General features: G+C 41.9%; 18 protein-coding genes and 1 pseudogene. 9 read left to right on the top strand and 10 right to left on the bottom strand.

Annotated features, from left to right (window positions below; genetic code table 11):
• Positions 1–17: 17 nt before the first annotated feature.
• Positions 18–695 carry an SMI1/KNR4 family protein gene (locus HWQ44_RS16770; RefSeq protein ID WP_292720593.1) on the bottom strand — a complete coding sequence of 226 codons (678 nt, stop codon included), beginning with the start codon at positions 693–695 and terminating at the stop codon, positions 18–20.
• A gap of 121 nt (positions 696–816) precedes the next feature.
• Here HWQ44_RS16770 and HWQ44_RS16775 point away from each other — a divergent pair, with 121 nt between their 5' ends.
• The 3 genes from HWQ44_RS16775 to HWQ44_RS16785 all read left to right on the top strand — a co-directional run bounded on the left by HWQ44_RS16775 (position 817) and on the right by HWQ44_RS16785 (position 3737).
• Positions 817–2295 (top strand): YdiU family protein, encoded by a 1479-nt coding sequence (locus HWQ44_RS16775; RefSeq protein WP_292720595.1) that lies wholly within the window; start codon positions 817–819, stop codon positions 2293–2295.
• A 269-nt stretch (positions 2296–2564) separates the two neighbouring features.
• Positions 2565–3221 (top strand): hypothetical protein, encoded by a 657-nt coding sequence (locus HWQ44_RS16780; RefSeq protein WP_292720598.1) that lies wholly within the window; start codon positions 2565–2567, stop codon positions 3219–3221.
• A gap of 72 nt (positions 3222–3293) precedes the next feature.
• The gene (locus HWQ44_RS16785; RefSeq protein ID WP_292720600.1) at positions 3294–3737 is read left to right on the top strand and encodes a hypothetical protein; all 444 of its coding nucleotides are present in this window, start codon (positions 3294–3296) and stop codon (positions 3735–3737) included.
• Between the two features lie 388 nt (positions 3738–4125).
• Here the strand turns inward: HWQ44_RS16785 and HWQ44_RS16790 are convergent, their stop codons facing one another.
• Positions 4126–5781 (bottom strand): mechanosensitive ion channel family protein, encoded by a 1656-nt coding sequence (locus HWQ44_RS16790; protein ID WP_292720602.1) that lies wholly within the window; start codon positions 5779–5781, stop codon positions 4126–4128.
• Between the two features lie 56 nt (positions 5782–5837).
• The gene (locus tag HWQ44_RS16795; RefSeq protein ID WP_292720604.1) at positions 5838–7421 is read right to left on the bottom strand and encodes a mechanosensitive ion channel family protein; all 1584 of its coding nucleotides are present in this window, start codon (positions 7419–7421) and stop codon (positions 5838–5840) included.
• Positions 7422–8140: 719 nt separating this feature from the next.
• Here HWQ44_RS16795 and HWQ44_RS16800 point away from each other — a divergent pair.
• Positions 8141–9463 (top strand): AAA-like domain-containing protein, encoded by a 1323-nt coding sequence (locus HWQ44_RS16800; RefSeq protein WP_292720607.1) that lies wholly within the window; start codon positions 8141–8143, stop codon positions 9461–9463.
• Positions 9464–9524: 61 nt separating this feature from the next.
• Here the strand turns inward: HWQ44_RS16800 and cas6 are convergent, their stop codons facing one another.
• Positions 9525–10667, bottom strand: coding sequence for a CRISPR-associated endoribonuclease Cas6 (cas6, locus tag HWQ44_RS16805; protein ID WP_292720610.1), 1143 nt, complete (start codon positions 10665–10667; stop codon positions 9525–9527).
• A gap of 152 nt (positions 10668–10819) precedes the next feature.
• Between cas6 and HWQ44_RS16810 the strand changes: the two are divergent.
• A pseudogene (locus tag HWQ44_RS16810) lies at positions 10820–10924 on the top strand (NAD(P)-dependent alcohol dehydrogenase); the annotation flags it as partial.
• Between the two features lie 12 nt (positions 10925–10936).
• Here the strand turns inward: HWQ44_RS16810 and HWQ44_RS16815 are convergent.
• The 3 genes from HWQ44_RS16815 to HWQ44_RS16825 form a co-directional block, all read right to left on the bottom strand.
• A complete protein-coding gene (locus tag HWQ44_RS16815; protein ID WP_292720614.1) occupies positions 10937–13165 on the bottom strand; it encodes an EAL domain-containing protein in 2229 nt (742 codons plus the stop codon).
• Positions 13166–13936: 771 nt separating this feature from the next.
• Positions 13937–18235, bottom strand: a complete 4299-nt coding sequence (locus HWQ44_RS16820; protein ID WP_292720616.1) for an ATP-binding protein — start codon at positions 18233–18235, stop codon at positions 13937–13939.
• A gap of 275 nt (positions 18236–18510) precedes the next feature.
• Entirely contained in the window at positions 18511–18768 is a 258-nt protein-coding gene (locus HWQ44_RS16825; RefSeq protein WP_292720618.1) for a helix-turn-helix transcriptional regulator, read from the bottom strand.
• 318 nt (positions 18769–19086) lie between these two features.
• Between HWQ44_RS16825 and HWQ44_RS16830 the strand changes: the two genes are divergently transcribed.
• A complete protein-coding gene (locus HWQ44_RS16830; RefSeq protein ID WP_292720620.1) occupies positions 19087–19227 on the top strand; it encodes a hypothetical protein in 141 nt (46 codons plus the stop codon).
• A complete protein-coding gene (locus tag HWQ44_RS16835; RefSeq protein WP_292720621.1) occupies positions 19228–19596 on the top strand; it encodes a hypothetical protein in 369 nt (122 codons plus the stop codon).
• Between the two features lie 197 nt (positions 19597–19793).
• On the opposite strand, the gene HWQ44_RS16840 is transcribed toward HWQ44_RS16835, so the two are convergent.
• On the bottom strand, positions 19794–19958 hold the full coding sequence (locus tag HWQ44_RS16840; RefSeq protein WP_292720623.1) for a hypothetical protein: 165 nt from the start codon (positions 19956–19958) through the stop codon (positions 19794–19796).
• A gap of 120 nt (positions 19959–20078) precedes the next feature.
• Between HWQ44_RS16840 and HWQ44_RS16845 the strand changes: the two genes are divergently transcribed.
• Complete coding sequence (locus HWQ44_RS16845) at positions 20079–20249, top strand: hypothetical protein (protein WP_292720625.1); 171 nt, start codon at positions 20079–20081, stop codon at positions 20247–20249.
• 160 nt (positions 20250–20409) lie between these two features.
• Positions 20410–21090: a methyltransferase domain-containing protein gene (locus HWQ44_RS16850; protein WP_292720627.1), complete on the top strand. Its 681-nt coding sequence runs from the start codon at positions 20410–20412 to the stop codon at positions 21088–21090.
• 136 nt (positions 21091–21226) lie between these two features.
• Here the strand turns inward: HWQ44_RS16850 and HWQ44_RS16855 are convergent, their stop codons facing one another.
• The gene (locus HWQ44_RS16855; protein WP_292720629.1) at positions 21227–23536 is read right to left on the bottom strand and encodes a hypothetical protein; all 2310 of its coding nucleotides are present in this window, start codon (positions 23534–23536) and stop codon (positions 21227–21229) included.
• A gap of 13 nt (positions 23537–23549) precedes the next feature.
• Positions 23550–25784 (bottom strand): hypothetical protein, encoded by a 2235-nt coding sequence (locus HWQ44_RS16860; protein ID WP_292720631.1) that lies wholly within the window; start codon positions 25782–25784, stop codon positions 23550–23552.
• Between the last annotated feature and the right edge of the window lie 21 nt (positions 25785–25805).

The raw sequence follows: 25805 nt of genomic DNA on the forward strand, positions 1-25805 counted from the left end.
GTTTTATTTAATTAAGGTTAAGTTTCAGAAGACTGGCGGATTTGCTCTAAACTTCGGTTGAGCCAGTCTTCATACCAATCATAAAAATTCAAAGGCTGTTCTTCATCGCTATTTGAATGAAAATCATCAGGGTTGGTGTCATGAAAAGCACGACAAAAAGTCAAAGAAGCAGGATATATCCCATTATCATTAGTACGGTCATCTATCCAGATTTTTCCTGACTGCTTACCATTAATGACTAACATCGCATAAATTCCACAACCATAATTTGTAATAGTGAGAGTGCCTGGAATAAATCGATCATCAAAGTAAGCATCACTGTTGGCAACAAAACCGCTATTATTCTTGACAATCAAATCAAAATCATTCCATGCTTCTGTTAAAATAAACGGTTTAGAAAGAATTTCGTAGTTCTCTTGGGATAGTTTTTCTGAAATGATATCTTCATATTTAATTCCCGACAGTCCAGATAAACCGTATCCTGGCCCCGCACCACCATTACCAATTTCTAAGAGAAAGTTTCGATATTCACTTGGTAGTATAATATTGTATCTGGATTCAAACACTTGAATATCTTTGTTACTCAAGCAAGGTTTAAATTGATATTGGTGTGATTCTGAGCCAAAAACCTCAAATGTAGCGTCTAAAATAGCTAACTGAGTTAAGTTTTTCTTTAATTGCAAAATTTTATTCATTATGCATTCCAGATTTTGATGTAGCGCTGCCATATTTTAGATATGGGTCGCTTTTTGCGTCTATGCTGATGCTGATGCCAGAGGTAGTATTAAGAGAAGAATGAATTAAGCTTTGCTCGTAATGACTCTGGCTGAAACTCCAAATTACAAGAATTCTAGCAATCCTTTTCTCACCCTCAACTACGAAAGCGCCTTAGAATCTCTAGGCGGTGACTACTACGACGAGGTTGCAGCAGCGGAATTTCCCCAACACTTCCTGCGTTGGCGTAACGATGAACTATTACCCCGTTTCGGTCTAGACCCCCAAGTAGTCAAAGACGAAGATTTCATCACAGCCTTTGGTCAATTTCAAGGGCGGAAGCCCCTGCTGGCACTGCGTTACCACGGCTATCAATTTGGTGAATATAACGGACAGTTGGGTGATGGTAGAGGCTTTCTCTACGGGCAAGTTCGCGCCAATGATGGCGAATTGTACGATTTTGGCACTAAAGGTTCTGGGAGAACGCCCTACTCTCGTGGTGGCGATGGTTTGCTCACGCTCAAAGGTGGGGTACGGGAAGTTCTGGCTGCGGAAGCGTTGCACTACTTGGGTGTACGTACCTCGCGCTGTCTGAGCATGATTGAAACAGGTTTACCTCTCTGGCGGGGCGATGAACCTTCGCCTACCCGTTCATCTGTGATGGTGAGAATGAGCAGTTCTCATATTCGGTTTGGCACTTTTGAGCGACTACACTATTTCCAGCGTCCAGATTTAACTAAGAAGCTGTTAGACCACGTAATTGAGCAGTATTATCGACACTTAAGGGCTGAACAAGATAAATATGCCCTGTTTTACGCCGAATTAGTTAAACGGGTTGCAGAACTAGTAGCGCAGTGGATGGCGGCGGGCTTTTGTCACGCAGTCCTCAATACTGACAATATGTCGATTACGGGAGAGAGTTTTGATTATGGGCCTTACGCATTTATCCCTACTTATAACCCATACTTTATAGCTGCATATTTTGACTATTCTGGACGCTACTGTTACAGTCATCAACCAAGTATTTGCAAGTTGAATCTAGAAATGCTCCAGGAACCTTTGAAGGCAATTATTGATAAAGGTGATATGGAGACTGGATTAGCGAAGTTTGATGAGTATTATCAAGCTGAATACAGTTCTTTGATGTTGAAAAAGTTGGGTTTTGTGGAATTGCCACATTCACAAGCTCAAGAACTCTTGAATCTAACGATTGAATTTTTGAAAGAGAGCCAAGTTGGTTATCACCAGTTCTTTTATGAGATGGCTCGCACTTTTTCATCTAAATGGCGAGATGAACCAGGTTTTGTGATGAATAGTTCAGATATTGTACCAGTACCGGGTGCTTCAGGAATTTTTGATGATTGGTGTATACTATACCATAAAATTTTGAATGATTTGGAGTGCGATGTCTACGACGGGCTACGCCTACGCATCGACATAATTGCCCAAACTCTAGCTGCTAATAATCCCAAAACGGCATTATTAAGACCAGTGATTGAGTCTATTTGGGAATCAATTGCTCAGGAAGATAATTGGCAGCCTTTTTATGAGTTAATCAAGGCAATTCAGTCTAGGAGATAGTTAACAAGGGGGCATGGGGCATTGAGCATGGGTTATTCCCTTTGTCTCCCTTGTTTTAAATACCTACCCTTGATTTAAATTAAAAATTAAAAATGAATACAGGGTTATTTCATTGATTTGGAATGGGTGGTTTATTTCCGCCGTGTTGTACTAGTTTTACAAAAAATGTGACGCTAGGCTGCATAAAAAAATCAAGGTCAACCTATTGAGTAAGTGCAGGGGTTAAAACCCAAAACATACACTAACGCTTAAACATTAGGAGAATGGCCATGAAATTCCGTCACTTCGCTAGTTCTTTGCTAACAGCTACCGCATTTCTGGGTAGTACACTACCAGCTTTTGCCGGCCCTTTTGATGTCAAGTCTACTGGTATCTTCAAACCGGTTACTATTACCCCTGGAGCCGCTGTAGGGAATGCAACTCCTAACACTTCTGTTCCTGCTTCACCCAGCAATGCAGTTAGTAATACTGAAATTCAAGGATTAGGTGACCATCAATCTTGGGTTGACCCGAAAACACTAGCAAATGACCCCCGCGCTTTATGCAGTGATGTTGGCTTGGGTAATAACACCCGCAACAGTTCTAGCAAAATTGCTTTGGCAAACTCTACGAATACTCGTTCCAGTTCTGCTGAAAGCCACAATGACGGTGGTGGTGGTGGTTTTAGCTTTTTAGGTATTGGTGCTAGTGGTAGTGGTTCTAGTCAAGGTAGTAAAAATAACAGTAATTCCCGCGATCAAAACAGCAACCGCACAGATGAAAATAGCAGTAGTTCTTCAACAGTCGTCCAAGGTAGGAATTGCGATGCTTTTGTTAACTCCGCCGCTGCTAGAGATATGAATTATGAAGATAATCTCACCCAACGCTATGAAATAAAAAGTGGTCGTCGGGGACAGCAAGTCAATCAACTGCTGGAAAATAAATAAGCTGTTACTGAAGAAAAATTCAGCAGTCAAAGGACAACAAACAATTGCTTTCTTTAGCCGTTAAGAGAAACTATGGAAAACAGGCTAAGAGGGAAAATTATTGCCCTGACTACCAGTATGTTTTTATCCATAACATCTTTGGCAAGCGCACAAACTGCCAACCCTCCTCACACAATTCATGACTCTCAAATTCTTCCCTATCTGCTAGATAATCCCAATGAAAACTCATTGGTGAAAGTGCGTTGTCTTTCCAAAGATAGACAAGAAGTAGATAGAAAACGGCAAAGCATCAGAGATAGCATCCTACAACCTACTCCTAGCGATCGCAATCACACTGTTATCATTCAAGTAGAGGGAAGTTGTCGCAATTTCAGGATTCGCTCTCAAGACAACTCGGATTTTTCTGATGTTCCTGCTGATCATCTGTACTTAGATGATAATCATGCAGACTTTGACGACTCTTGGCTAACCCGTAAAGGTTCTGGATGGTATTGGCTATTACCTGAATTCCGTTGACCTAAAATAATTCAAAGAAATAACCAGAGCGTAGGAAGTCGCCTATACTGCTGACAGGAATATGTTCAACTTAACCAGATTGGCGTTTGATAAGTATCAATCGCATTTGGTTACAGGTAATTTCCTATCACTCTGGTGCTTTTTTGGCGGTGAAGTTTCGCCAAAAGTATAAAAGTAAAGGGCTTTTCAAGCCTATAACAATCATTACCCTTTTATTGTATAAATCAACACATTTTTTGTTCGCTTTCAAGTTTATTTCCTATTTTCATATCCAGTCTGATACAACACTAATTAGTGGATGAGTTATTTAATACCCACAGTAAGGACGTTGCGGTGTCGGGTCTTTATTATATTATCGATAGGCAAAGTATTTTATACCTGAAAATCATCATCCTAGTGTGTAGATATAAGCTTGTCTTAAGCGCCGTACCATCTCTCGACGCACCTCATTTTGGACACGGTTTCCACGTCGCCAGTGTTCTAACTGAATATTATCAACGTAGAACCGGACAGAAAATTGCATAGCAGAGCCTTGGATATCAGTTAGCTGAACTTGTGGTTCTTTCCAGGCAGTATTAGACTCTTTAAAACTATCATGCAGCCATTCCACAAATTTTAATGAGTAGTCATCTAATCTGGTTTCATCGACTCCAGGATTTGAGATTTTCTGAAATAATTTACTCAGTTTAATTTTCAGAAGTTCAATTTTTTGTTCCCATTCGTCTGGTAAAAGATGTTGGTCTTCAATTACTAAATCAGGATCTTTTAACCAAGTTTGATACCATTGGCGAATCAAACTAATTAGAGTTGGTTTCTCAGTTTTTTCTTGTTCTTCTAAGCGCGATCGCAGACGTTTACCCTTACGTTCTGTAATAACTACTAGCCCTATAATACTCAATATTTCCAAGTAGCTTTTTTGTAGCTTTTTCAGTTCTTCTGTATTCAATCCCCCCTTTTCTAACTTCTTAACCTCTCTAACAAAATCTTCAAATGCTTGTTCAATTTTTTGCATTTGGCTATTGACATCTTTTTCAACTAATAAACGTAGGCGTCCAGCTTCTTTTTTTGACAGTTTATCGCCCTCTGCTTCTCTCAATGCCGCAAAACTGTCCAAACATTGAAGCTTTTCATCAATATCGCCCAATGTGTCTGGATGTCCGAGGATAATTTGTTGCAGAATGTTTGTTGCTACGACTGCATCAGCATCAACTCTAACTGACACTTGAATTGTATAAGCATAGTGAGTTGTAGGACGACTGAGATTAACTATATTTTGACCTCCCAAAGTCGTGTTTGGTGTATACACCTCGCAATGCTCGTTAATCAGATATAGTTTTGTCACCCTGATGCCAATGTGTTTAATAATTGCAATTGAACCATCTGGCATGGAGATGACATCTCCAAATCGAAAAGGTGTATCAACTAACAAAACCAATCCACTGAAAAAATCGCTTAAAATATCTTTTACTGCCAACCCCAACACTACAGTAATACTACCTATTGCTAACCCAATTCCTGTTAAATCAACCCCGATGGTACTGAAAAACAGAGATATTCCAATTAGGTAAGTGATGACTGGGATAAAATTTTGGAGGAGTGGAATTAATACGTCATCCCAAACGGCCTCAGTTTTCCGAGCGTAGTCTTTTAAATAGTATACTGCTGCTTCCGTAAACAACAAAGTTATGCCGTAAGTGAAAGCAAGAATCAGAAAAGCCGTAAGTCCTCGATCAATCAAACTAATAATTCCCCCTGAACCGAGTTGAGTCAGAGAAAGTTTTAGACTGGCAAGGATAAAAATAGCGATCGCTGGGATTTGTAAGATACCAAGAATAAACAAGGCTGTATCTTTTTCTGTGCGGCGAAAAAACGATCGCAGTAGATAGAACAGTAATATGTAGAGGATGAAGACAACAACTATGGATGCGCCGAATGTATAGAAGAAAGAGCTAATTTGTGCGCCCGTTGGTAAAGTTGGAGGTGGTGTTACTACGGGAGTTTTTGATGCAGATGCTGCCACTTGGGCGATCAGGGGATAATTCATTGATGTCTACTTCAAGTATTGCTATTTAAAATAAGTTGTTGAAAAATATTGCCAAATTAAGCTTCGGCACTTTCGGTACGAACACGAATTACAATTCCTTCTCGCAGCAGGGCATCTGTAAAAATCTTCCGAAGAATGCGCTGAATCTGAAGATGTTTTCCTGGCTTCACCTTCGTCAATGTCCGCAGCAACAAGTTAGACTCTCCGAGACTTTCGACTCCATCCACCTGTGTGCCTTCGAGTACATCTGGCTCATCTACTTTTAACTGCTGTCCCACTTCTTCAATCACTTTGTACACATGCGCTAAATTGGAATCATAAGGTACTCCAAGTTCTACAACTGCAAAGATATACTGTTTGGAGTAATTAGTAATTGAGCCAACATTGCCATTTTGAATAATCTGCAATTGGCCATTGGGATGTCTGATCCGAGTGGTTCTCAGTTCAATCGCCTCGACAATACCTTCAACAACTTTATCTTCAGCTTTTCCAGCCTCAATATAGTCACCCACTAAGTAGTAGTTTTCAAACAAAATAAAGAAGCCGCAGACTATATCGTTGATTAGTGTTTGTGCCCCTAAACCCACAGCTATGCCGACAATACCAGCACCTGCAAGTATTGGAGTTGGATCAATATCGAGGGCATAGAGAATGGAAACTGTAGCACCAAAGTAAATCAGATATTGTAAGAAACTACGAAACAGAGGAACGAGCGTTAGGCGTCTACTTCTTTGAATCTCAGTCAGATTTTGGTCTTTGAACAGCACCTCTTCAACAAATAAGTAGACAACCTCAAATAACACACGACTAATGAAGATGATGCCGATAATTTTGATAATTCGCGGGCCAAAAGCGGCGATATTGGCGATTAACTGCACCTGCTGAATTACCAATGTTGCCATGCAGACATAAATCACAAATTCCAGACACCGCTTTAAAAAGGGTATCAGGTGTCGGAGGCGATCGTAGAATCTCAAGAGGTTATCAGGGTTGGAGTATCTGAGACTGAGAGCATCTAGGCTATCAACGATCGCAGTAACTGCTTTGAGTATAAGCAACCCGACAGCAATGATTAGATAGATCCGTAGCCCAATGTACAGATATTCTGAAACCGTTGCTGACAATCTGAGAAACTGGGCACACAAGATGACAGCCCACAGCCAGATTCCACCGCTGATTCTGTCATAGAGAGCGCTAAAGAAAGCATCAATACTTTGATCATCGGCAGTATTTTTTTCTAAGTTCTTGGCGTGAGTGCTGACTACCTTCAGCCAATATTTCAGAAATTTCAGTGCGATCGCCGCTAAAATAAAAGTGCCAATGCTCTGAGCTATGCCAATTTCCAGAGTTACCCAAAATCCTGATGGGACACGTTCAATCAGTGCTTGCGTGTATTGCTGAAGATTTTCGCCGCGATAAACTAGATAACCATTAGCACCCACAATCAGAATGCACGACACCAAGCAAGCAAGTAACAACAACCCTGTGAGATTCCGGCGCAGGGTTTTTATACTCCTATTTTCACTCTTCAGTATAGAGGCCTTAATAAGTAGCTTAAATAACTTGCTGACAAGCCAGTTCAGTAATAAAAAAACAAAGATTACAAGGCTGACTTCAGCCAAAATAATTAATATATTCATACGTGAGCATAAAACGGAATTAATTTAACGGTTGTATTATCAAAACTTATTGAGAGGATCAAGGTATCCCTATAGATCAATGATAATTATTTCATACAATCTAAAATTGTCAAGCTATTAACATTTCAACATTCAGCACTTTCAAGTCAGGTGGGTGGGAATAAAGCAACCTATATTAAAGAATATAAATTGCTTGTTCTCTACTAATAACTAATGTCTCATAATCCTAGCTGCTTTAATTTTTGTCATATAAGCAACTTCCTACATTCCTCATCAACCCAATGTCATCAGGAATCGTTTATTGTTACCCTTCTATTTAGATATCTTTTTGATATTTGCTTGATCCTTAAAAGTATTGTTCAATCATCTTCAGAATTTAGTAAAGATAAAAGTGTTGTTTTATTCCCCTGAAAACCCTTCATTGTCTCAGAAATTGCCTACATTTTGTGTTCTAAATTTACTGAATATCAGCCCAAAAGTGGTGTAATATTTAACTCAATAACAGTCTACTTTTCTCAAAAGATTGCCTTGAGAACTGCTGTTATCAAAAGATAGTAACTGTTTCAGAGATAAGTAAAATTGTCAATACTTGCTTTGTAGGCTTTTTCAAAAATATACTGTTATTAACTCCAAAACACAGCCTAAACATTGGCTACATTTTTTGTTATCCGAGTTGCCTAAATTCTAATTGAGGTGAATGCAACGTATACATCCAGAAGATGAATATTGATGAAGTACTACAACTCCTAGAAGTAAAGCAGAAAAAGGCTTTGACACGGCTCCAAGAATTAGTATTGCGCTCTTGCTGGGAGGGAAAAACTTATGTTAGCATGGCAGCCCAAGCCCATTATGGAGCACAAAGTATTAGAGAAGTGGCTTCGCAATTGTGGCATGTGCTTAGTGAAATCTTTGGAGAACCGATCGCTAAAGCCAACTTCCGCTACACTCTAGAGCTACGCCCCCTCACCAAAGTGCAGCAGCAACTGATCAAGAAATACACCAGCAGTAAGGCCCCTAACCTAGAATTTCCCAGTGGTCCGGTAATGCTATCCTCTCACTTCTACATCCCTCGCTCTCCAATCGAAGAACTCGCCTACGCAGAAATAACTGAACCTGGATGCGTAATTCGCATCAAAGGTTCTAGTAAGATGGGCAAAAGCTCCCTGATGCTACGCATTACCGATTACACTGCATCTGTTGGCTACCGTAGTGTGAATTTAGACTTTCAACAAGCAGATTCAGCAGTCTTTGCCAATCTCGATAAATTTTTACGCTGGTTTTGTGCCAATATCAGTAGTAAGTTACAGCTAGAATCCAGACTTGATGATTATTGGGATGAAGAGGTCGGCAGCAAAGTCAGCTGCACTAACTATTTTCAAGGGTATTTGTTAGAGCATCTAGTCTGTCCCTTGGTCTTGGCATTAAACGAAGTGAATCGGGTTTTCGAGTATCCAGTAATTGCTCAGGAATTTTTGCCCTTACTGCGCTCTTGGCACGAGCAAGCCAAACAAACGGAAATTTGGCAAAAACTTCGGCTACTCGTAGCTTATTCAACGGAAATTTATGTTCCTCTAAAGCTCAACCAATCCCCGTTTAATATCGGGTTACCACTGAAGTTGCCGCCATTTACCATAGAGCAGATACAGAATTTAGCACAGCGTCATAGACTAAATTGGACAGATGCTAAAGAAGCCAAGCAACTCATGGCAATGGTAGGGGGACATCCCTATTTAGTGCGTCTGGCTTTGTATCACATTTCTCACTCTCAAGTCACCCTAAAGGAGTTATTGGAACAGGCAGCCACTGAGTCGGGAATTTATAACGACCACTTACGGCGACTCTTAGCAGCACTTCAAGAGGAGCCAGAACTGGGTGCTGTGGTTAAACAGTTAATTGCTGCACAAGATCGGATAAAATTAGAATCCATCCTCGCTTATAAATTAGAAAGTATAGGTTTAGTGAAACTGGGTGGCGATCGCGTTAACTTTTCCTGTGAATTGTATCGTCTGTATTTTGCCCAAGTAAACTTCGGTACAGAATAAAAGGGCATTGCTTATTAATTATTCTCCCTAATCCCCAATCCCCAATCCCCAGTCCCCTTCATTAATTGACATTATCCTTGAGCGCCCGCCGAGCTAATTTTACGTAAGTTTTCACAGTAGCGTAGGGCATCTCTAAATCTTGGGATATAACCTGTAATGATTCTCCCATCTCCCGACGTGCTAGGATAGTTGCCCAAGTAGAAGCAATTTTATCAGTGCGATCGCCTCCTGTGCGTTTTCGTTGTGCGGTGAATAGCGTTGTCAACTCATCAATGCGTTCTCCCAGCAGATTTGTTAGCACCTGAGTGGGTACGTTTGTCTCTGGTTCCACCCAATCTAAGCGAGTTTGTCCCAGTCCAAAAGTAGTTTTATGTCCCGTACCGCAGTAGGGAGCCAGTCGTGCCAAAGCATAAAACAATGGGGTAAACTCAGAGTTCGCCAAAGCCGCCTTACTCAAACCACAGGACATTACCCTTGTGAACCCAGTCACCGAACCCCGCTTTCCAGCTGCTACCTTCATCGATTCCAACCGATGCTGATGGATAATTACTCCTTCATCTATCCAATCGAGAAAAGGTTCTTGTTCGATTGCTATACCCGAAAAGTCATTCCATCGGCGCAGGTAGCTGTGAAAGAGATTAACTGGCACCGGCAGGGGAAAATGATGACCCTTACGGCGAAAACTGGTAGGCGAGACAAAGCTGAAGTTGACGGTTTTCTCTGGTAATGACTGCAATAATTGCGCGTACGTAGTGGCTGAATGGGCGATACTCACCTGTTTTATTTGCAGGGGAGCGCCTCTTAAGTCCAGGATTTGGGGCAGTTGGGTTAACCATTGTTTGAGAAACTGCACCACTCTTGGAGATAAAGCATTGACGTGCCAACGGTAAATTTGCTTGGCTTCCAATTGCAATTGTCTTCCACTGGCGAGGAGTTGACCTGATAGCGCCGAAATATTGAAGGGCTTTTCTGACTCTCCATCATGAAGATATGCAGAAAGTTCTGGGTTGAATTGCCTTACTTGGTCAAGAAACCAGGCATGGAGTCCAATCGTGTACTGGGAGTAGAGGGAAGTCGAAGTGGTTGGCTCAAGTTCAAACACCAATCCTACCAGTTCAGTGTCATCTGCCCATCTGGGAAGGGAAGAGGGAGATTCTGCCTGCGGCTTGGTTTTGCGCCTGGTGGATGTAGCTGCTCTTGCCATCGCTGATTACTATGCAAATGATGTCAAGTATTTTACTCAATTTCCATCCCCTTGCGGGGAAACAAAATGTTTGGGATTTTATGATATCAGCAGTAAGTGCTGCACGCTCTAATTTCCCAGTCCCTTCTTTGCTTCCTATAACTCTGGAGCGTGCAGGCACTCTACCAAAATCGCTGCAAGCAGTCCGAATTGAAAAACATATTCGCTTGATTGGCATTTTATCAGGCAGAGAGAGTGGGATTGATCCGATGCCAATAAATACAGTGTCTTTAATTATGAATTATTCGGTCAGCATCCTCACAATCCATCTGCACCACACAATTTCTTCCCTGTGCTTTTGCTTGGTAGAGTCCTTGGTCAGCAGCAGCAATTAAGGTTGCAGGAGATAATTGGCTATGAGGAGTGATGGTTGCCACACCAAGACTTAGGGTGATGAATTCACTAACCTGAGAATGGGAATGAGGCATTTGTAATGCACTAACATTGGTCTGAATATCTCTTGCAACTGCAATAGCCCCTTCGATATCAGTATTCGGCAAAATGACTGCAAACTCTTCTCCACCATAACGAGCAACTAAATCAGCGGAGTGTTTAACTGTCTGAGAAATTGCCTTGGCAACTTGTCTGAGTGCATCATCTCCTGCCAGATGTCCATGCGTATCGTTGTAAAGCTTAAAATAATCGACATCACACAAAATCAAAGATAACGAGCCTTGCTCTTGTGCCAATCGTTGCCACTCCGCATTGAACGTGTCATCAAAACAGCGGCGATTTCCCACTTGGGTTAGACCATCCGAACAGGCAAGACGCTGTAATTCCTGGTTTGCTTGTTGTAATTGGTGATAAAGTTCTGATTGCTGAATAGCGATCGCAGCTTGACCTGCTAACTGGTTAAATAAGTTAATCTCTGATTGCTGCCATTGTCTGCTACTACAGCATTGGTGAGCAATCAATAGTCCCCACAAACCCTCTTGCTGCAAAATGGGCACGACAAGGTTTGCCCTGATTTGCAGACTTCGGAGGAGGTCAATATGACACGGCGATAGTCCCGCAGTTTCAATGTCTTCGATCGCTCTAGTGTTACCTTGTTGAAAGTAAGCTGCACGCGTGGATTGAAAGCACGTATCCATGACGTGAAATCCAAAAATCGACATACACCCTTCTGCTAAGGATTCTACAGCGACTAACCCACTCCAGTCAGGCTCAAACTGGTAAATCAGCACTCGGTCTACCTCAAACAGTTGTCGCACTTCGGCTGCTGTGGTTTGTAAAATCTCGTCTAACTCCAACGATTGGCGAATGTGCTGCGTTACAGCTGCGACAATTCGCTCAGACTCGCTTTGGTGTTGGACACGCTGCCCAATCTGCTGAGAATGTGTTGATGCTACAGTTAATGCGATCGGATCAAAGTGAGGGGTTGTAGTCACAGGTACTGCACTGGGTTGAGCAATCAAATAGCCTTGAGCAAGATTTGCACCTCGTTCTCGCAACCAATTCAGTTCCTCAATGCACTCAATTCCTTCAGCAACGGTTTGGATGTTTAACTTTTGAGTAATCTCTAGAAGCTTCTCGGTAATCGAGGCTTTATAAAGGTTTTGATGCACATCTCGGATTAACTCCATATCCAGCTTAATAAAGTCTGGACGTAACTGATGCAGCAAGTTGAGGCTGGAATAACCAGAACCGAGGTCATCAAGGGCGACTAAAAACCCAGCATCTCGGTAGTATTGCAGCACTGCCTTGAGATGGTTTAAATCTTGAGGATTGTCTGACTCCACGACTTCAAAAACAACCCGATCGTGAGAAATTCCAGCAGTATCAATTGCCTCTACTGTACTACGCAGGCAAAAGGCTGGGTCATAAAGTGACGTTGGTGCAAAATTGATGAAGATATGCCCACTCACTTCATACCGACTGAATTGAGTGATTGTGCTGAGGCGAGCAACTTGGTCGAGTTGTGGTAGGAGTCCAGCTTCGGTTGCTAATTCCACAATTGGTGCCGGCAGTAATAAATTGCCTTCTTCATCCAGTCCCCGCAAGAGCGATTCATATCCAAAAATCTGCGATGTATCGTTAATTGAGACAATTGGTTGGAAGTAACTGGTAAATCGTTCTGTTGCCAGCATTTCAACTAGCCAGTCGGATTGGTTCAACTTAATGAAGCGTTGTAATGAGGCTATGTCACTAAAATCATGGAGTTGAGGTTGGATAGTGCCTCGAATGAAAAGGGCTTGCGTCTCTTTTAATTCTCGCGGTGCAAGTAGTTTGGCCAGGTTACGGGCAATTTCTAGGGACTGTCCAGGTCTACAGTTTAAACTCAAACCTGGTCGTTCGTGCATCAGTTCATACTCAAGGGCAAATTGCTGTAGGTAAGAGGTGACTTTTTTCAGGGTATGTGGAACGGGGAACCAGAGAAAGAGCCTACCTGCCTCCTTAGTCCGGCAGCGTGCAACATTGCGACAAGCACAGGTTTTGGAGATAGGACATATTTGGCTCATGGCTAACTAATTTGCTCAATCCAATTTATTCTATTATTCCCACTATTTTTGCTGTAAAAGATAAACTACACTTCAAATACATGAAGATTTGATGAGTTAAGTAAACTGAATAATTTAGCTGAGTAAGTGACTCATCAACACATACGAATTTTTATACTAAAGATTAAATTAATTGCCGAGATACTTTGTACAATCAAGCAAAATAATGAGGAGTTAGATCAACAATTTAGGTTACGAAACAAAGGGAAAAATAAGCTATAGTAGGAAAAAGTTTTTTGATCTTGATTAATTAAGAATAAACACATATTCCTTAAGAATAAATCTAGCCTCAACAAACAACAAAAGTTCTCAAAAAAGTTAATAATATCAACTACTGTTGAATATTTATCATTTAGGGCTGACGCAAAGACAGAGGAATCCTCTTAGAGGATGTTTGATATCATGTTCGGGTAAAGACTTATCATTTAGACCGCAGGGGTGCAGGGGTGCAGGGGTGCAGGGGGCAGGGAGCAGGGAGAAAGAGGTTTTCCTGATTTTTGCACGGATGCGGTAATCATAAGTAATTAACCGGACTTGATATGAAAAGTTTTTTGTAACATCTAAAGCCTCGAAAACCTAACCCCCCAGCCCCCCTTCCCCCATTCCCTTGTAGGGAAGGGGGGTTTCAAAGCCTCTTGACCTTTTGGGAAGAGGAATGGAAGCGGGGTTTTGAGTATACTTTACAACTTTTCAAACAACCTCTTAGACGGTTTATACACTGCAACTGAACACTCAGAAATTCCCACCTCTACCAATTAGAGTTGCAATTGCCTTCACTAACTCCTCTGGTTCGACGGGTTTGGACAGATGCTTTTGAAACCCAGATTTGAGTGCTTGTTGCTGGTTGATTTCTCCTGCATAAGCAGTTAAAGCGATCGCCGGAATTTGTTTAGCTTGTTTTGCCTGCAATACTTTAATTTGCTGCATCAGCATATAACCATCTGTCTCTGGCATCCCAATATCACTGAGCAGAATATCTGGTTCTGACTCTGCCAATACTTGCAGTGCTTCTTTTGCTGATGTCACAGCAATTACCCTTGCTCCAGCCTCCTCTAGCAGAAAAGTGTGAAAGTCACGAGTATCATTGTCGTCATCCACAACTAAAATTTCGATGCCTGCCAGAATTTCAGTCACAGGAGAAGGATTTAATGCAGCAATATTTATATGTTGTTTAGGGGTTAAATCTTTTTTAATTAGCGGTAGTCGGACTGTGAAAATAGCTCCTTGCCCTTCACCTAAACTTTCTGCCCAAATCGTGCCGCCATGCAATTCTACCAAATGACGGACAATTGCTAACCCTAACCCCAAGCCACCAAATTTTCGAGTTATTGTGCTATCAGCCTGACGAAAATATTCAAACACATAAGGGAGAAAGTCAGGGCCGATTCCCTTACCTGTGTCGCTGACAGTAATCTGAGCTTGAGTGTCAACGCACTCTAGTTGAATATTAATTTTTCCTCCTTCAGGAGTGAATTTAACAGCATTTGATAACAGATTCCAAATCACTTGTTGTAAACGACCGGAATCACCCAAAACTTGCCCGAAAGTAGCATCCAGCATTGTCTGAATTTGAATATTTTTAGCTTCTGCTGCCAAACGCACTGTTTCCAATCCCCCCTCAATCACAAGCACTAAGTTGACAGGAAACATGTTGAGATTGAGCTTACCTTGTAAGATCCGAGAGACATCGAGCAAATCTTCAATTAGTTGAGCTTGTAATTTAGCATTCCGCTCGATAGTTGCAATAGCTTTTTTCTGCCCTGCGGCGTCAAACTCACGAGTCTGTAAGAGTCTCGCCCAACCAAGAATAGGATTGAGAGGCGATCGCAATTCATGGGAAAGCACCGCCAGAAACTCATCTTTAACCCGGTTGGCTGTTTCAGCTTCAGCTCTAGCAGCTTGCTCAAGTTTCAGGAGGCGATCGCGTTCGGCTTCTGCTACTTTGCGTTCTGTAATGTCAATCACTGAGCCGATGTAACCTTTAAACTGACCATCCACCCCAAACCAGGGATTAGCAGCATCGATGCAAGAACGATATTCGCCGTCTTTGCGCCGCAAGCGGTACTCCAAACGAAAAGCCGAGCAGCTCCTATTAGCTTCCAGAAAAATATTCCTGGCGTCATTGTAGTCCTCTGGATGCACAGCATTCAACCAGCCAAATCCCAGACCCATTTCCTCATTCTGACCTGTAAAGTAGTACCAGCTTTGACTGAGATAGGTGCAGTAGCCCTCGGTGTCTGTTACCCAAACCATGAAAGGAGCATTATCAGCCATATTGCGGAACTTTTCTTCGCTTTCGCGAAGTGCTTTCTCTGCCTGTTTGCGATCGCTGATATCTGTAACAAAAATGCTTACTCCCAAAGCATTGGGGTAGACGCGATTCTCAAACCAGCGCTGCCAAGCCGGATAAAAGTATTCAAACTGAACAACAGTATGTTGTGCGATCGCCAAATGAACCTGAGTATAAAACTCGCTTTCAAGCATATCTGGAAACACTTCCCAAATGCTCTTACCTAGCAACTTTTCCTTTTGGATACCAACAACTGCTGCTACCCGGTCATTGACAAAGGTATAACGCCACTCTCGATCCAACACAAAAAACTGGTCTTGGATGCCAGCTAGGACAGTCTCTAGGTGGGCTTTTGCCACCTCAGCTTCAATTCGCAGCCCTTGTTCGCGTTCCATTGCCTCTTGGCGGATACGAGCCATTTTTAGGGCTGCCTCTACCCGCGCTAACAATTCACGGGCAGAGAACGGTTTAGTCAGATAATCATCGGCTCCCGCTTCTAACCCTTCCACCCGTGCCTCTTCCCCCGCCCGTGCCGACAACAGGATGATTGGAACTTTTCGTGTCTGCGGATTAGCTCGTAATTCTTGCAGCAGTCCAAAACCATCTAATCCAGGCATCATGACATCTGTCAGTACCAAGTCTGGGACACGCGCCCGAGCAGAATCCAAAGCAGCTAATCCGTCCGGCACTGATTCCACCTCATACTGCTGACTTAATAGCCGCTTGAGATAATCGCGCATATCTACATTATCGTCAGCTAGGAGAATTCGGGGGAAGGAGCGGAGGGGCAGGGGGGCAGGGGAGGCAGGGGAGGCAGGGGAGGCAGGGGAGGCAGGGGAAGAATGTATATATGATGTGTAGTCTTCTTGAACAATTTTTTCTCCCCCTGCTTCTCTTCTCCCCCTGCCCTCTTCTGGTAGCCAACGCATAGCTTCTTCTAGATAGGGTGTTGCACCTAATGCGGTTGAAGCTAAAGTTCGAGAGGCACTAATCCGCTCTGGAGGTAAATGAGCATATCCCGTCGGAATTGACACAGTAAAGCAACTGCCTCCTCCTAGAACACTGGTAACATCAACTGTTCCACCATGCATTTGCACCAATTCTTGCACCAGTGACAATCCAATTCCTGACCCTTCAAAAGTGCGTCCTTGTGCCCCTTTGACGCGGTGGAATCGTTCAAAAAGGCGAGGGATTTCTTCGGCTGAGATACCGATTCCTGTATCTCGGACTGCGAATTCAATATGTTCATTTGACCACTGCAAACTGACTGCAATTTCTCCAGCCATCGTGAACTTAAATGCATTCGAGAGCAGGTTAAGAACAATTTTTTCCCACATCTCTCGATCTACATATACTGGTGCTGGAAGGGAAGGACAATTGACTGATAACTGCATCCCTGCCCGTTCTACTGCTGAACGAAATACACTAGCTAATTCTGCGGTGAAGGTGGCAAGGTTGGTGGGTTCATAAGAGGCTTGAACCCGTCCGGCTTCAATGCGCGAGAAGTCTAGCAAGCTGTTGACCAGTTTCAGTAGGCGGAGTCCGTTACGTTGCACCATTTCTAACTGCTCTCGTTCCTTGACTGGCAGCAGAGTGGCACAATTGGTTAAGGTTTCCTCTAATGGCCCCAACATCAGGGTAAGTGGGGTACGGAACTCGTGACTGACGTTGCTGAAAAAGACCGTTTTAGCGCGATCAATTTCTGCCAAGGCTTCAGCGCGTTTGCGTTCTTCCTCGTAAGCTTGGGCGTTAGCAATGCTGGCTGCAATTTGAGCCGCAACTAAATCGATGAATCCTTTATAATTGTCGTCGAATAGCCTGAAGGGGTTTAAACCAGCAATCAATATCCCAGCTTTTCCGGTTTTACCGGATGGGGCAATGGGTACTGCGATCGCTTGATGGGGCGATCGCTGCCAAACACCACAAGGTAAGCTACTAAAAGACATTTCCAAATCAGAAATCAGTTTTGCCTGATGCGTTCTGATCACTTCCCCAAAAGGCCAAACCCCATCAGCATCGAGAGCCACTGTTTCTGGAACTGCTACGTGATTTTGCTCGATGCGGCACGTTCCAGCCAGAAAAACTTGCTGCTGAGCAGGATCAACCAGATAAATCATTGCGAAAGGGAGATCGTAAGGGTTACTCTCCAGACAACTTGCACTCAGCGTACAGGCTTCATCGAATGTCCGCGCGTCTGCCGTTCTCGCCGCTAGTTCGCGCAAAAGTGCCAACTGACGCTCACCGAGAATCCGCTGTGTGTCGTCTGTATTGGCGCAGATGATCCCACCTGTGTCGCCCTGGTCATTAGGAACCGGGCTATATGAAAAAGTGTAATAGGTTTCCTCCGGGTAGCCGTTGCGCTCCATAATTAGCAGCAGCGCTTCGTCGTAAGTGCCCTCGTTCTTCAGCATTGCTGATTCGGCTCGAGGCCCAACCTGATCCCATATTTCCCGCCACACGTAGGAAGCTGGCTGTCCAAGTGCTTCTGGATGTTTACCGCCAATAATAGCCTTGTAGGCGTCATTGTAAAGGTTAATCAGTTCCTCGCCCCACCAAACAAACATGGCTTGACGAGAAGTCAGCATAATCCGCACAGCAGTCTTCAAACTCTGTGGCCACTGCTGTGTTGGGCCAAGGGAAGTTTTTGACCAATCCCATTCTCGCATCCGCGCACCCATTTCACCCCCGCCAAGAAGGAAATTTACGTCGGCGTTGCTTGCTGACGTTGACTCGTTCTTCATTGATTCCTCTCGATTGGTCATGCGTCGGTTACAGGCTACATCTGTGTCGTCTTTTGGTCAAAGTCCTCTCTAAATCAGACGTTTACGCTTCTAAACAGTCATTTTGGAGGATATTCAAGGGCATATACAGCGTGAAATGCCAATACTGTGACTTTTCAAAGCATTGAAATCGTCTTTTAGGGGCAAGTTGCTGTTTTGGTTATTTTTTATTGTCACCTTTATATCATCGATATTCTAAGCTACCAAGTCCGATTCTGATGCAGAACTCAGAAAGCCTACTCCTCTTCTCGGAAGTATGTTTCTTTAAGAATTTGACCACGTTCACCTAACTCATTGAGTAGGCTACTAATTCGCTGTATTGCTAAAGGAGAAGGTGTTACATGTCCATTTTCCCAACGGTTAATTGTTGGGAAAGTGACACCAAACTCGGCTGCAAATTTTTCTTGAGATAGATTTAACTCTTGCCGCAGGGCACGAACTAGTTTGCCAATATTAGGTTGCTTTGCCGCAAGTATGCTTTTACTGTAAGGCATATAGCTCAAACTTTATAAAGGACTATATATTATTATCAATTTTTATGACAGAGTGTTCTTTTGCGTCTATTACTCTTGAGATAGAGATTCTGCTCTCAACTCAGAGCATCACAATATAATTATTACCATAAGTATAATTTATCCTTTTAAGAAATAAGACTATTTGACTTTATTGTATAAGTCGCTTTATCCTGAAATTAGTAGAGATTTGAACTTGAACAAATACAAACTTGGTTTTCGATTAATACAAGCTTTTAGCTGAGTAATTAACTCCCCAAATATCTAGTGCGATCAAACTTAGGTAAAAAGAGGTGCAACATGAATTCTGCAAAATCATCAATCAACAACGTCAATACCCAAAAGCAACTGTTAGAAGAAGCTGAAGCCAAATCAATACTTGGTCAGCGAATAGTGTATCTACCTTTCAACTTTGAGAAAGCAAAGGAGGACAATAGCTAAATGTTAGAGCAGCAGATTGATTGCCCCACCAAACCCAAGACAAGTGCAATGATCATGAAACTTTTCCAAATCACTCTAGTGGTCTTAGTACTTTTGATCAACTTAGCACTTGCTTTTCCCTCTTGGGCAGAAAGCACGCTTTCTTTAACTAGCAATCCTAACTACTTTGAAGTTGGGCAAAAAGTCATTTGGCTTTACAAGCCTCGCACAGATTCTAGCGATGTCCAAAGAATTCCCGCCGAAGTAGTCAAGTTAAGTTCCAAGCAAGTGCAAATCAAGGTGTACAAAGATAATAAAGAATTTGTCAATCGTTGGGTGAATCCAAACAAGCTTGAGAATTCGCCAAAAGTTAAAAAGTCAGTACTCTAAAATTTAGCCAGATGGAAGGATATCTAGTCTTACCCATCTACAAAAGTATTTATATAATTTCTGCTAAATCACTCGTAATATCATGTCTACTTGATTACCAAAAGACGGTGAATGAGCTTATGCCAATTTTTTATGAAGCTGCGCTAAATAAAGCTTCAAGGATAAAGAGAAAGTTTTTTTTTAAGTGAGATAGGCTTTCACTCTTGTTGTTTGGTGCTTTGAGGACGAGGCACTTTCAACTTCGCACCTAACGAAAAGCGAACAATTTCATACACTGTTTTGTGGGCAAGTGAAAGTCCTAATTCGCTCTTGAGCCATTCTTGAATTTGACCATAGCTTTGAAACCCGGATGGCTCGTTCAACCGCTTTGTTTCTTGCGTTCTAAGTCTGAACCACTGATACTTGGAACTTTTCCGGGTGCATGTTTGACTTCAAGCAAACCCCTTCGTCCTTCATCTTTATACTTTCTCACCCAACGAGTTATGGTTGCTTCATCACGCTCTAAACGTTCAGAAGCGCGATCGCCTGCTGCTCACTTGACCACTCTTGAGCCAATAGAGCATTTGCAATCTTTCTTTGCTACTTGCCTCTGTGACATGTCTGAGAGCTTTCTCCAATTCTTCTTGGCTTTTTTAAATCTCGATTTGAAATGAACAACTCATAACTAACATTACTAAATGCACCTATCTATAAGTTTGACGTAGTTTAGGGCATCTTCATACAGAATTGGTATGATTAGATTTAAAAGGCCTTTGCCAGTTACCTAAACGAAAGAATCACTGGTAAATAAAATCATTTTTATGGTAATAAAAAATGAATAAATTTATACGTAAAGTATATGATGTTCATCTTCCTGACTCGTTGGCAAGTAGACTTAGAAAGAAGCGTTTCTCTTTATTCACATCTATATTAGACTCAATACCCTCTCCTATAAAAATACTCGATGTTGGGGGAACGGTAAGCTTTTGGGAGAATTTAGGTTTTTTGAATGAAGAAATTAAAGATGTAGAAATTACTTTACTAAATATAAAATTTATCGAAACAAGCTCAACACATCCAAAGATCAAGCAAGTTATTGGAAATGCTACAAATATGGAAAATTATCAATCCAATGAGTTTGATATAGTTTTTTCAAATTCAGTGATTGAACATGTAGGAGATTATGATGAACAGCGCCAAATGGCCAATGAAATAATGCGAGTGGGAAAAAAATATTTTGTTCAAACACCTAATCTTTTTTTTCCGATTGAACCCCACTTTGTTTTTCCTTTATTTCAATTTATGCCTATAAGTATTAGAGTATGGCTACTAACCAATTTTGCTCTTGGATGGTATGACAAGGTGGGTGATAAACAGCTGGCTAGAAGTATAGCTACTTCAATTAAGCTACTCAATAAGAGAAAATTCCTGAATTTGTTCCCCGAAGCCCAACTTTACGAAGAAAAGTTTTTTGGTTTAACTAAGTCTTTTATAGTCTATGGAGAATGTCTCTAAGAGGATGTGTGAAAATCTTGGATGAATGGAAAGTGATAAAACCATCACCAAGATAAAGAAAGTGCGTTAGTTGAAAGCCTAACGCCCCCTACATTTAAATTTATTAACATAGCTTGAAATATTAGTGCCGATTTACTTACCTCAGAGGTAAGGGAGTCTTAAATGGGCTATTGCTAGGTGGAAGAATAGGTGGAATTGGGTTAATTCCAGGTATAGGAGTCGGCTCTACTTTTTTGAGCACTGTGATTGCAAATCCTCTTTGCTGGGGTTGTTGTTTACCAGAGATATCATTGACTAGCAGTCCAATTTGAGGAGGGAAGGCTTGATTGACTGGAAGCTTCATTGAGCCAACTGGTGGAACGTCATTGCCGTATGGTAGAAGTTTAACCTGAATATTTTCTCCCTCTACTCTCCAACTCAGGGTAGCAGATTCCCCTTCTTTGAGAACCAGATTTGGTTGCTCGCTACCGTTGATTCTAAAAGAGACAATCTTAAATGGTTTCGGTAATATTTCAATTTTGGATTCAGTCTTTTTAAAACTAGTTTTTTGACTTCCATTGTTAGGAAAAGCTTTGATTTCAAACGCATATTTTCCAGCTTTATATGCCGGTAAAGGAATATTTATACATCGGAGTTGTTGATTTTGTTGTGTACATAACTTTTGAAGTCTAGGGTCTGCAAGATTACCTTGATTAAATTTATAAGCAATTGGTTTACCATAAGATGTACCATCATCTGCATTGCCAGTAATTTGAACTTGTGCCAGCAATAATGGACGGACAATTGTCCAAGTTAAAAGAATATTTTGACCTTTTGTATACTGTGGTTTATCTGCTTGAAAATTAACAACTTCGGCAATTTGTTTCTCAGCTATTTCTACTTGGGTTGTTTGCGTTGCTACTTGGTTATTTGGAGAAAATAATTTTATCCCATTCCGATAAAATGCTTGTAACTCAAAGGTGTAATTCCCTTTTGTTTTTACTCCAGTTTTAACGTTGCTACAAATTAGCTCTTGTTTCTCTTGCACCTGACAAGGAGGAATTTCATTAGCACTTCCCTTACCCAGTGTTTCAGGAATGCCATTGCTAAAGTCATAGGTAATAGGCTGAATGGGTTGCGAACCTTTGGCTGTTAGAACCAGCTTTTGTAACTGTTGATAATTGTGAATATCCCATTTCAAAGCTACCTCATCCTCCTCTTCAGTAATTCGAGGGTTATTGGCACTAAAATTTTCTAACCTCAAAGGATCGGGGTTTAAAAGTCGCCAAATGATGAATCCTATCCCTCCTAGTAACCCCAAAGCTGCTAAAATTAACAGAACAAATTGCCACGAAGGACGTGGTTTCCATACCAAAGTTCCTTGAGGCAATGTGTTAGGTAAAGGTAAATTTTGTTGGTCTTTGATGTCGAGTTGAAAGTTGATTACTAGCCCTGCACCAAACCACGGTCGTCGCCACCAAGGTCTGGGTTTGACCGTCAAATTGGTCACAGCACTTCTATTAGGTAATAATCTGACTTCAGTCGGATCAAATTTGTAAGTATATAGTTCTTCTTCGTCTCGACTTTTTAAGCTTAATATCAGTTCACGGACAATATTGCCCCGGTTAGTTAGTGATAATTCGTACTTGCCAAGACTCCGGCTAACTTGTCCCAAGATGGTATTAAGTTCTATATCTAGGCGATAATTTGTGGGGATTTGGATGTATACCAAATCCAGTAGTACTAAGTCTGGAGAGTTTTCTGAATACAAGCGGATTGTCGGAGAATAACTTCCCGCGAGGGTATCCCCAGGTGGGTGAAATTTCAACAATATTTGACCTTGAGTACCAGGATTGAGTTCTAGTGCAGTCACCTCAGAAACTAATCCTGGCCCCTCAAATCCAGTTGCAGGATAATTAATTGTGAACCAGTCATCGTCTAAATCTGGGCAACTCAAGCGGAACCTGTCTACAAGATAAGAGCGATTGTCAACTATTACCTCTACTTGCAGAGGCTCACTAGGATTGAAAATTAGTGGTTTATTGGGGTTGGTGTTAGGTCTAATGGAAAATGTCGGGTCATTCACCCGAATTGCTGTCTGTTCTTTTAACAGAACTTTAATTTGGTTTGGGAAGGTTATGGGAGTATCTTGGGGATAATGTAGAGGGGAATCTACAACTAATGTATAGTCATAGGTTCCTGGGAGAGCATTAGCAGCGATTTGAAACTCAAATGTTACTTCGTCGCTATTCTGTTGGGGAGCTAATGCTAAACTTTCTCTAGGAGAAGTAGACCAACCGGTTAAATTTTGAAATACTTCGTCAAAAACAAAATATAAGTCAATAACCGCACTCTGATCTCCCTGATTGATCACAACAACATACAGTTTAATGGTATCTCCTGGCATCCCAAATTGAATTCCAGGTGGGTTGATAATAACTTGCAGTGGATTGAATTTAGCTTGCATGTCATTGACTCCCTTATTTGATGCGGTGAAGTTTGACCTGAAAATCTTCACTACCACTTACAATCATGGTTCCTTGATTAGTTTTCAAGTCGATACTATTGATTTTTTTAGAGCTTTGGTAAATTGTTTTACCTTCTGCTGCCTTGGTTTTGTCGAGTTTATGTTCGGGGGTTAAGTACCAAACAATGACTCGTCCATCATCGCCACCACTTACTAACAGACCTCCATCATCACTAAATGCCAGACTACGCACAGATGTTTTTGATGCTGGCCAGCGGTCTAGTGGCGAACAATTGAGTTCATTTACTTTTTCGAGGGGATTGGGATTTTTGATAGTTTGGCACTGATTTAAATTCCAAATCGTAATGAATCCCGCAGAATCGGATGTTGCAAGGATTTTTTCTGCCGAGTTAGGAACAAAAGCTAATCCCCAAATATAGTCTTCACGCCCAACTAATGGGTCTAGTTTTTCTAGACTTTGCACTGATAAACCTGGGAATTGTTTACCAGATTGAATTGGATTCCACTGCCACAAGATGAAACGCTTAAAGTTTCCGGCAATTACTAGAGTTTTTGCATCTGGGCTGAGATTTAATGCCCGGACTTGGAAACCTGATAGTTTCAATGTACTTTGTACGTCGATAACTTGTGGTTCTGGCAGAAAATCGCTGTTAGGCGCTGGTCTTGACCATACTCTAACTTTACCACTGCCATAACCACTGAATAAGTTAAGTGAGTTTGAGGTGAAAGCTAAGTCAAAAACGCGATCGCCTTTTGCTTTAGGATCTTTAAGGTCTTGAAGTTGGCTGATCTTTGCACCTGAAGGGACATCTCTGAGTTCAATTACACCATTATCTAGACCAACAGCGGCGCGATCGTTTTGTAACGGCATGAAGCGTAAGACTTGTACTGCATCATCGGTAATCGCCATCAACCCTTTGGGCTGTTGTGGTTGATCGCAAGCAACGGGTTGCCCAGCATATCTGACTGTATCATCGGGATCTAAGCTATCAGCACCAATTCTCCAAAGTCTTAAGGTGCAATCATCTGAGCCACTGACTACAGATAAACCAATGCCACTAAAACGCACTGAGTTTACAGAACGAGTATGCATTACATCTCTTGGTTGCAGTATTAATGCTAGGAGTGCGGCTAATAATGCGATCGCAGCTAATTGTAACCATAAAGGTATAATTGGCAAAGTCTTCACTTCTAATGTCTGCGTGGCGGGATCTGTACTCCCTAAACGTTGGTCGGATAATTCAGATTTGGCCTCTAATAATAAAGTTTTGCCGATTCCTACCCAAGGGCGTTTTGTTTTAACATCAAGGATGACTTTACTTGTCTCTCCTAGATGGAGATTGGCAATTTCGGGTAGCTTTTTAAAACTACATTTTCGCCAGTCTCTACCCTGCACCTGCACGTTAATTTGCTGGTTGAGATTGCTAGCATTTTTAAATAGTAATTCAAAGGAAGCTGTATCAGATTTCCAGTCAGGCAACCATGCCGATTTACTGGGAATTTTCAGGTGTTTTTCTATGGTAGTAAAGTCTATAAAACCCACAGGCAAAACTTCAACGTTGCCTTCAGCATTAGTTGGATAACCATTATTGCTAACAGCTTCAATAGTAAAAGGGTAATTTTGACTAGGCGCTTGCACTACAGATGGAGGTTGGCATTGGAATGTAGCTTCAGCTAAACCACCTGGATCTAAAGATAATCGGCGTTCTGCACTGCCAACTAGCCAAGATGGATCAACGCCTGTAAAACGTAATACCACATCAGTCGGTTGTTGCCCCAAGTTCCGCACCCGTACTGGTATATCTACAGAATTGCGGGGATAAACTTGGAACTCTCGTACAGGCAATTCTACACTTAAATGTGTTGGTCTGTTATCTCGCTCGATTTTTAGACGCAGCACAAGTCTGGACTGTTGTGCTAACTGTGGCGAAAAAATCTTCACCATCAGGTTGACAGTACCGACAAATCCCGCAATGGGTGTATTGAATATGAAGACTTGGAAGATGGTACTACTGCCGGGTGGCTTGGCTGCTGCTACCTCTGGTTCGAGCCGATACCAACGATATCCTGTATTTCGAGTTTCTCCCGCTGCGGCAATTTCTATCTGAAAATTGACAAAGCGATCGCTGTCATTATTGACAGTTACCTCAAATGCTACAGGAGTATCACCTGGACGAAAGGTTAGGTTTTGAGTAGAAAGGCTGGCATTAATAACACTTTTTTCCATGCTATTATTTATAATATTTTT

The sequence above is a fragment of the Nostoc sp. JL34 genome, from assembly GCF_017114945.1.
Classification (GTDB): Bacteria; Cyanobacteriota; Cyanobacteriia; order Cyanobacteriales; family Nostocaceae; genus Nostoc.